Genomic DNA, 5,336 nt, shown 5'->3' on the forward strand with positions numbered 1-5,336 from the left:
GGACGTCAGCGAACTTCATAGAAGTTCCATGACTAAATCAAGATACTAAGGGCGTCTGCGGATCAAGTCAAAATAGGAAGTTTGACGCAGAATCCTTAGGTTCTAGGAAAACTTATCTTTTTGACACAAGCCGCAGCCCGTGTTCAATTCGTATTGAGCCCCTTCGCTCTTTAATTTCTGGGCTCAGGCTAAAATAGTTTCCCAAACTGTTTTACTCTCAAAACTCCCGAGTGCCTGAAACGTATTGTTTCAGGCACTTTTCTCACAGCGGAAAGTTTTTGTATTTTCTTGATTCATACTAAAAATAGGAACTCATTTTTACTTCTTTGCAGAATCGATTAACTTAAAATAGTTTGACTTCAATTTAAAAAAGGCCAAAGGCCTTTTTTATTATAAACTAGTTGAGTGCGTTGGTTGGACTTTCTTATCTGGATAGATGTAGTTGATGGCATTGTTTACGGCTGTTGGAGCTTCCCCAAGACCTGTAGCGATGAGATCAATCTTTCCTTCGTAGAAGCAGCAGTCTCCACAGGCATAAATTCCAGGAAGGCTGGTTTCTTGTTTTTGGTTCACCTTGATTTTATGGCGTTGCAATTCTACACCCCATTCTTTCAAGTTTCCGATAGAAGATTTAAAGCCATAGTTGACAAATAAGTGATCAATCGGGATGAGTTCGGTTTCATCGGTTTTAACTTTTGTGATTTTAAGATGAGTGGCATGACCATTTTCGCCAATCAAACGACTAGGAATAAATGGTGTTTTGATGCTAACAGAAGATTGTTTGAGTTCTTCAACGCTATGTTCCAAGGCACGGAAGTTGTCCCGACGGTGAATGATTGTAGTTGGAGCAATCTTGTCAAAAGCAAGAGCCCAGTCCACAGCAGAGTCCCCACCACCAAGGACGGTCACTTGCTGTCCTTCATATTGCTGGATATTTGAAACATGGTAGTGGACATTATCGAAGTCTTCAGCCCCCTCGATATCAAGAGCACGTGGTTTAAAGGCACCGCCACCCATGGCAATGATGACGGCTTTAGACTGATGCACTTGGCGAGAAGTAGTGATAGTGAAGAGGTCACCCTCTTTTTGAATATCCTCTACAGTTTCATTGAGGAAGATCGGTGTATCGAATCGTTTGACTTGCTCGATCAAGCGGTCGCTTAATTCTTCACCTGTTAAATTGGTAAAACCGGGTACATCGAGGATATTTTTTTCTGGATAGAGAATGGCTGGTTGCCCTCCCAGTTGAGGTAAGGAATCAATCAGTTTGACTTTAACTTGGCGCATATTGCCATAAAAAGCAGCAAACAGACCAACTGGTCCGCCCCCAACAATTGTAATATCATAAATTTCTGACATAGTATCTCCTTCAGGGTTTTCTTTGTTTCCATTGTATCATAAAATGGGAAGAATGAAAAAGTTGGAAAAAGAAATGACATGAAGGCTAGGAGGGCTAGAAAAGTTTCAAAAGATCTTGACAGCCTCTTTAAAGTGTGATAAAATGATTAAGATTTTAGGCTTGAAGGGAGTGAAAAATATGTCAAAAACAGTAGTACGTAAGAATGAATCTCTTGACGATGCTCTTCGTCGTTTCAAACGTGCGGTTACTAAAGCTGGTACTCTTCAAGAAACACGCAAACGTGAATTCTATGAAAAACCTTCTGTAAAACGTAAACGTAAATCAGAAGCAGCTCGTAAACGTAAAAAATTCTAATTGAATACAAGAACAGACTTCGGTCTGTTTTTTGTTTTTTTCATCCGTTAAAGACAAAAAAACCGATCTTCTAGCTAGAAGATCGGATCTTTTTATCTGATTATTTGTTTGCAAGCAAGTCGCGGATTTCAGTAAGCAACTCTTCTTGAGTAGGAGCAGGAGCTTCTTCTTCGACAGCTTCTTCTTTTTTACCAAGGTTTTGAGCTTTTTCAGCAGCTTTCACTACGAAGAAAAGAACAGTACCAACAACAAGGAAGTTGATCACAGCGCTCAAGAAGCTACCGTATGCAACACCGTTCCATGACAAATTAGCAATCTTATCAACACCAGCAGCTTTCATAGCTGGTTTCAAAATAAGTGGAGTGATGATATCGTTAACAAGTGATGTTACGATAGCTCCAAATGCAGCTCCGATAACGACTGCTACAGCAAGGTCAACAATATTCCCACGAAGGAGAAAAGCTTTCAAATCTTTTAACATATCCTAAATATGTCCTTTCATAATAATTTTTTACTATGATAGTATAACGGAAAAATATTCGACTGACAAGGAATATGCCTCATTTTTTAAAATTAGTGATAAAGGTTGAAAATCTTTTCTTTTATGTGTGAAATCGGTAGGAAAAAATTTACTTTTACTAACTTTTAGTATAAAATATAAAGTGATAATCTATGGTAAAATGGAGGCACTGTTTATGGTTGATAAAGAGCTAATTGCAGAAATTAAAAACAGTGTAAACATTGTTGAAGTTATTGGAGAAGTTGTTTCTTTGACCAAGGCTGGCCGTAATTTTTTAGGGCTCTGTCCTTTTCATGGTGAAAAGACTCCTTCTTTTAATGTCGTTGAAGACAAGCAGTTTTACCATTGTTTCGGATGTGGTCGCTCGGGAGATGTCTTTAAGTTTATTGAGGAATACCGTGGAGTCGCTTTTATGGATGCGGTCCAGATCGTAGCAGAAAAAGCGGGTATTGCGCTTCAGTACCAAGCAAGGCCGGCTCAACCAACGTCTATCAATCCCAACCAAGAACTTTATGAGATTCATCAGGAAGCCAGTAAGTTCTACCAGGCGATTCTGATGACGACAAAGATGGGAGAAGAAGCGCGAAATTATCTGTATGAACGTGGATTGACGGATGAGGTCATCCGACATTTTCAATTGGGCTTAGCCCCAGCAGAAGGGAATTATCTCTATCGAAATCTCTCTGAGAAGTTCTCTGAGAAAGTGATTACCGATTCGGGGTTATTCACAATCTCAGATGCTGGAACAGTTTTTGATGCCTTTCAGGATCGGATTATGTTTCCTTTGACGGATGATAGTGGACGTGTCATTGCTTTTTCTGGTAGACTGTGGAAACTAACGGATGATGGCAGTCATCAAGCCAAGTACAAGAATAGTCGAAGTACCCGTCTATTTAATAAGAGTTATGAACTTTATCATTTGGATCAAGCTAAGACGAGCGCCAAAAAGCAACATGAAATGTATATCATGGAAGGCTTTATGGATGTCATTGCGGCTTATCGAGCTGGGATTGAAAATGCAGTCGCCTCTATGGGGACAGCCTTGACACCAGAGCACGTCCAGCACCTGTCTCATTTTACCAAAAAGGTCATTTTGACCTATGATGGGGATAAGGCGGGACTTGAAGCAACCGCTAAGGCCTTGGATGTCTTGCAGGATCTGGAGTTGGAGATCGTCCGTATCCCTGATCAGATGGATCCCGATGAGTACCTCAAAAAGACCTCCCCAGAAGATCTAGCTTCCCTCTTGAAGAATTCGCGGATCAGTAAGGTTGAATTCTTGATGCACTACTGGAAACCCCAGTATATTGAGAACTTACAGGCACAGATTGAGTTTGTCGAGAAGCTGGCACCGATGATCGCCCAGACGCGCTCCATCACAGCGCAAAACACCTATATTTATAAGTTGGCCGATTTATTGCCGGACTTTGATTATTTGCAGATTGAGCAGATTGTCAATAATTGTCGCTTGCATCAACGGCAGGAGGATCAAAGTGGTGGACGATCAAGAACGTCGAATTTTTCAGTCGATCTCCTGCCTAATCGTGGGATGACGCGCTTGATCAAGGCGGAAAATCATTTATTAAGTAGGATGAAAGATTTTCCAATGGTGCTTAATGATTACCGTTTGCGACCTGATTTTGTCTTTGACACACCGGAGTTACAGATCTTGTACCAATTACTCTGTCAAAATGGAGAAGTCACATCTCAGGATTTGTCCGAGCAACCTGAAGGGGTCCAGCACGCCTGGTACCGGATGGTAGAAGAAGATTTGCCAGAAGAGATAGCGGATGGTGAATTAGAAGAAGTGGAAGAAACGCGAAATCGTGAGCTTCTTCGCAAAGAAAGTCAACAAATTGGAAATAAAGTGAAGGAAGCTTCCTCGACAGGGGATGCGGAAAAAGCTTTATTGGAACTCGAGCGTTTGATCGCTCAAAAAAGAAGAATGGAGTAGGAATGGCTAAAGAACAAAAAGATATTACAACATTGGACGTTCAAATTGCAGAGTTTATTCGCAGCCACAAGAAAAGTGGAACTGCAACAGATGATGAAATTAATGACAAGTTGGTTATTCCATTCACACTAGATGCAGATGGGATTGAAGATCTTTTGCAACGGATTCAAGATGCAGGAATTTCGATCACGGATAAAGATGGTAACCCAAGTGCGCGTGTGTTGAACAATGAAGAAGAGCCAGAATTGTCAGATGAGGAATTGCTTGGAAGCAACTCTGCCAAGGTCAACGACCCAGTACGGATGTACTTGAAAGAAATTGGGGTTGTTCCTCTTTTGACAAATGAAGAAGAACAAGAATTGGCTATCTTAGTGGAACAAGGTGACTTGGAAGCCAAGCAACGTCTTGCAGAAGCCAACCTTCGTTTGGTTGTATCCATTGCGAAACGTTACGTTGGTCGTGGAATGCAATTTTTGGATTTGATCCAAGAAGGAAATATGGGCTTGATGAAGGCCGTTGATAAGTTTGACTATACCAAAGGGTTCAAGTTCTCTACCTATGCTACTTGGTGGATTCGTCAGGCTATCACTCGTGCCATTGCAGACCAAGCACGGACCATTCGGATCCCTGTTCACATGGTGGAAACCATTAACAAGTTGGTTCGTGAACAACGCAATCTCTTGCAAGAATTGGGACAAGACCCAACGCCTGAACAAATCGCTGAACGCATGGATATGACGCCTGATAAGGTACGCGAAATCTTGAAGATTGCCCAAGAGCCTGTTTCTTTGGAAACGCCAATCGGGGAAGAAGACGATAGCCATTTGGGAGATTTCATCGAAGATGAAGTGATTGAAAATCCAGTAGACTACACCACTCGTGTGGTTCTACGTGAACAATTAGATGAAGTCCTCGATACCCTGACAGACCGTGAAGAAAACGTACTTCGTTTACGTTTCGGTTTGGATGATGGAAAAATGCGGACCTTGGAAGATGTGGGTAAAGTCTTCAACGTGACCCGTGAACGGATCCGTCAGATCGAAGCCAAAGCCCTCCGCAAACTCCGCCACCCAAGCAGAAGCAAACCATTGCGTGACTTTATAGAGGATTAAAAAGGTCCGGGGGACCTTTTTAACGGTCGCCTAGAA

At 41.7% G+C, this 5,336-nt stretch carries 5 protein-coding genes; 3 read left to right on the plus strand and 2 right to left on the minus strand.

The genetic code is table 11. The annotated features are described in order from the left end of the window. Positions 1–390 precede the first annotated feature (390 nt). Entirely contained in the window at positions 391–1,359 is a 969-nt protein-coding gene (locus HMPREF2893_RS01240; RefSeq protein ID WP_070673852.1) for an NAD(P)/FAD-dependent oxidoreductase, read from the minus strand. 178 nt (positions 1,360–1,537) lie between these two features. Between HMPREF2893_RS01240 and rpsU the strand changes: the two genes are divergently transcribed. Then, entirely contained in the window at positions 1,538–1,714 is a 177-nt protein-coding gene (gene rpsU, locus HMPREF2893_RS01245) for a 30S ribosomal protein S21 (RefSeq protein ID WP_000048054.1), read from the plus strand. Between the two features lie 100 nt (positions 1,715–1,814). On the opposite strand, the gene mscL is transcribed toward rpsU, so the two are convergent. Further along, complete coding sequence (gene mscL / locus HMPREF2893_RS01250; protein ID WP_021152922.1) at positions 1,815–2,195, minus strand: large conductance mechanosensitive channel protein MscL; 381 nt, start codon at positions 2,193–2,195, stop codon at positions 1,815–1,817. A 214-nt stretch (positions 2,196–2,409) separates the two neighbouring features. On the opposite strand from mscL, the gene dnaG reads away from it, so the two are divergent. Both dnaG and rpoD read left to right on the plus strand, forming a co-directional pair. Further along, positions 2,410–4,188: a DNA primase gene (gene dnaG, locus HMPREF2893_RS01255; RefSeq protein ID WP_049496671.1), complete on the plus strand. Its 1,779-nt coding sequence runs from the start codon at positions 2,410–2,412 to the stop codon at positions 4,186–4,188. 2 nt (positions 4,189–4,190) lie between these two features. Beyond that, on the plus strand, positions 4,191–5,300 hold the full coding sequence (gene rpoD, locus HMPREF2893_RS01260; protein ID WP_021152924.1) for an RNA polymerase sigma factor RpoD: 1,110 nt from the start codon (positions 4,191–4,193) through the stop codon (positions 5,298–5,300). Positions 5,301–5,336 lie beyond the last annotated feature (36 nt).

This window comes from Streptococcus sp. HMSC072C09 (assembly GCF_001813105.1).
Classification (GTDB): Bacteria; Bacillota; Bacilli; order Lactobacillales; family Streptococcaceae; genus Streptococcus.